The organism is Haloferula sp. (assembly GCF_049672945.1).
Classification (GTDB): domain Bacteria; phylum Verrucomicrobiota; class Verrucomicrobiia; order Verrucomicrobiales; family Akkermansiaceae; genus Haloferula.
In genome coordinates this window covers 1-2,402 of record NZ_JBATWY010000062.1, presented here as the reverse complement: position 1 = coordinate 2,402, position 2,402 = coordinate 1, and the positions used below count along the sequence as shown (strand labels likewise).

Below are 2,402 nucleotides of genomic sequence, written 5' to 3'. Positions count from 1 at the left end.
AGACCGCAGAACCAGAGGACGCATCCTTTCTGGCCGAGCAGGACCTCCTTGAAATGACGAGGCAGGGTGGCGTGGGGGTGAATGTCACTTGGCATGAGCGTACCGTAAGTTGAGGAATCGGAATTTGAAAGGAGGAGATGATGTCGGAGATTGGCTTACCTGTCAGAAGTTGCTGCAGTACGCTGAGTCATTCAACGCCTTAGCTGCAACAGTAGGAGCCTTACAAATAAGGTATTGTAGTGCGCGTATCGATGCCAGAGGCGACGAGGTTCGCAGGCAAAACGGTATAGCCAGGTGAGGCCCATCTTTCCTAGCCATCGTGGTGCATCCTTCTTCGTTCCAGCATTTACATCAAAGGCGAAACCAACTGCTAAAGCGGCACCCACACGAAGCTCGCTCTTCATCCGACTGATCCACTGTTGCTGCTTTGGGGTCCCCAATCCCACCCAGAGAATATCCGGAGATTTTGAGTTTATTCCGGAGAGTATCTCAGCCTCGTCCATACTTCCAAAATATCCGTTCTGTGAGCCAACAATCCTAAGCTCCGGCTTGAGGTAGCGAAGTTTTTCGAGAAGTTTTTCGAGGCACTCTTGGGAGCCTCCGAGAAAATAGTGCGTCAATTTCTCGTCTGCATGCTTCACAAAGTAGTCAAGAAAAGCCGGCCCATAGACGCGGGCATGATTCTTCCCTCCAAGCCATGAAATCGCCCAAGTAAGCACCTGGCTATCGGAGACGAACCAATCAACATTCGAAGTCGTGGCATAGAACTCCTCATCTTCTGTGCGCATCGCGACGATGTGAACATTTGTGAAGTCGACGGAGATGGCCTCCCTTTCACATCCCGAACAATGGTCTTCCAATGCCGCTGTCAGCCGTGCGGAATCTGTGAGAATGCAGGGCGTATTGAGTACGGTTACCGATTCCATATCGACGGTCTTGGTCACAACGAGCCTACGCAAGATTCGTAGATTTCTTGGAGAATATCCTCAATCGAGTAATGATAACTCCAATCTGGATAGTGCCTTTGGAACTTACTCACATCGCTAACATACCAAATATGATCGCCTACCCGATTGTCTTCAATATAGCTGGAATCAAGCCGATTCCCGCTCATTTCTTCACCGAGGCGGATCGCCTCAAGCATCGAACAGTTCGAGTGACGACCTCCTCCAATATTGTAGACTTCACCACTTTGTGGATTGTCATGAAAATGAAGAAACGCGGAGACGAGGTCGTTAGAATGAATGTTATCGCGAACCTGCTTTCCCTTGTAGCCGAATATTCGGTACGGGCGCTTCTCCACGATACATTTCATCAAGTAAGCTAGGAAACCATGAAGTTCGGCCCCTGCGTGGGATGGCCCGGTAAGGCAACCCCCGCGGAAGACACCAGTCTTCATTCCAAAGTACCGCCCGTATTCCTGAACCATGACATCTGCTGCGACCTTGCTTGCGCCAAAAATCGAATGTTTCGTCTGATCTATCGACATGCTCTCGTCAATTCCAACGAAATACGGATGAGCCTTTTCAATTTCCCAGCGACTTTCTTGCTCAACGAGAGGAAGGTTATTGGGTGTATCACCATACACCTTGTTAGTACTCGTAAAGATAAAAGTCGCCTCAGGACAATTCAACCGAGTGGCCTCCAGAATGTTCAGCGTGCCGTTAGCGTTTACTCCAAAATCAGTAAAGGGCTCCTTTGCTGCCCAGTCGTGAGATGGTTGGGCGGCGGTATGAATAACTAGGCTAATGTCTGAAGAATAGTCTGTAAAAACATTATTTACGGCTTGGGCATCCCGTATGTCCACTTCATGCCGTGAATAGTTTTTTAAAGATTCAGAAAGTTTTTGTTCTGTCCTCGCTGTCGATGCCTCAGCACCAAAAAAATAGGCGCGCATGTCGTTGTCGATCCCAACAACTCGATACCCTCTCTCATGTAGAGCTTTGACAGATTCTGATCCAATTAGACCGGCCGATCCAGTAACTATAGCAACGGGCATATATAAGAGTAGGTGTGTTTTTCCACGAAGATTTGATTGCCTAGAAAACACCTGAACCCAATTGGCAAAAAGCTTTTTCACCATCAGGAATCCGGAAAATCCAGAAAAAATCAGTTCCTAGTTCATTACCCAAGTAGACACCTCAATCAAGAATAAGGCGTTTCCAAAGCGAACGATCAAAGCTGACCCTTTGCTTTTAGACGGCTACACGGCACCCGGTCTGCGGCAGAGCGACGTCACTGAAAATCGCTCCGGTCTCTACCGGAGAAAAAGGGGGGCGGGGCAGGATTATTGGATCACGTGTTCGCCGCGCTTGCGCTTCTCGAACTCTTCCTTGATCCAGTGGTAGGTCTTCTCCATGCCGGTCTGGAGATCGACTTCAGGTTCCCATTTGAGTTTTTCA

2 protein-coding genes are annotated in these 2,402 nt (G+C 48.8%); both read right to left on the bottom strand.

The window, feature by feature from the left end; translation table 11 throughout:
• Positions 1–191: 191 nt before the first annotated feature.
• Entirely contained in the window at positions 192–944 is a 753-nt protein-coding gene (locus WBG04_RS05570) for a WecB/TagA/CpsF family glycosyltransferase (protein ID WP_424313387.1), read from the bottom strand.
• On the bottom strand, positions 941–1,999 hold the full coding sequence (locus tag WBG04_RS05565; RefSeq protein WP_424313388.1) for an NAD-dependent epimerase/dehydratase family protein: 1,059 nt from the start codon (positions 1,997–1,999) through the stop codon (positions 941–943). The genes WBG04_RS05570 and WBG04_RS05565 overlap by 4 nt, the downstream gene beginning before the upstream one ends.
• Positions 2,000–2,402: the final 403 nt, after the last annotated feature.